The organism is Methylobacterium variabile (assembly GCF_001043975.1).
GTDB lineage: Bacteria > Pseudomonadota > Alphaproteobacteria > Rhizobiales > Beijerinckiaceae > Methylobacterium > Methylobacterium variabile.
Genome location: NZ_LABY01000345.1, coordinates 1 through 1,194 on the forward strand (window position 1 = coordinate 1; position 1,194 = coordinate 1,194).

Below are 1,194 nucleotides of genomic sequence, written 5' to 3' on the forward strand. Positions count from 1 at the left end.
CAGCTTGAGGCGGTTGACCTGTCCCTCGGGTCAGCCGATCACCGATGTTGATGCCATTCCGTCGTTGAAAGACATAGGTCCGTCCGCGAACCTCCCTCTCGAATATCTCGATTGCAATGCTGCGTGGCAGGCGCTCCTCGGCGTCGGCAAGGGCGTCAAGCGGCGCGGGATACTGCCGTTCGCGCGGCCAGCGGTCGCTAATCTTCGCAAGGTTCTTGATGGCCGCGGCCTCTAGCGTAACGCCGGCCTCGTTGGCTGCTTGAATGAGCGTCCGCGCAATCGTAACCAGACGGTTGCGCGGCAGACCGATGCTCTTCTCGCCACCCTGTCCTTGTGCATCCATGACAAGGATCCCGACCTCCCCGGCCAGCTTCAGCAGTGTGCGCTCGAATGCGGCAGTCGGATCTCCGGCTCGAGGCATGATGTCGGGCTGCAAGGCAGCCAGGGTGATCGCGCCATCGTTGCCCGTCGCGGAAACTGCTTCGGCGAAGACGCCTGGCAGAGGGACGCCCGTGCGGAATGCCACCGCTGCGAAGTACCATAGGACGTCGCCGAGTTCCTCGACGACTGCACCCGCGTAGCCGCGATAGGAGGTACGGTCGCGCTGCTTCTTCTTGACCTCGCTGAGCAGGCTTCCCGTCTCGCCGAAGAGGCCAAGGAGTGGGAATGCCAGCGATCCACCGTCACTGCGCTGATCCGTAAGGGCTGCCTGCGCGGCGTACTCGGCGATGGTGAGGGGGGCGAAGGCTTCGTGCGTCATGCAACACGCGCTAGCTGGGCCACAGCTCCTCCAGCCCCCACATGAACAACTCCAACGCCGCCAGCCATTCGCCGCGACGCGACGAGGGCAACCGCTGCCTTCGTCGGGCGCAACGTTGGCAGGGCCATCGACCGCGCGTCAATATCTGAAGCTTGGCAGCAACAAGATCTTCGCTTCTGAAGCACGGCGGCTTCACCCTTGGTCACAGGGCAGGAGCTCGCGCGATCGGGCACAAGGCGCAGCCCCTGAAAGTCTCATAAGGGCATACCGTTATATGACGGTCTGATGTTACAACGTGCCCATGTCACAAAACGGCCAGTTTTGGTTTTTGATACGCCAGGGCTGCTCAAGCCACCCTTTTGTGACATTTTGAAGCCCCGAATGCCCCGTTTCGGCTACGCCCGCGTCTCCTCCACCGACCAGGACCTCACCAT

Annotated in this window: 1 protein-coding gene; it reads right to left on the bottom strand. The window is 62.4% G+C overall.

Annotated features, from left to right (window positions below):
• Nucleotides 1-760, bottom strand: a 760-nt coding sequence (locus VQ02_RS32680) for a nucleoside triphosphate pyrophosphohydrolase family protein (protein WP_048448439.1), incomplete at its 3' end; no start/stop codon positions are given.
• Nucleotides 761-1,194: the final 434 nt, after the last annotated feature.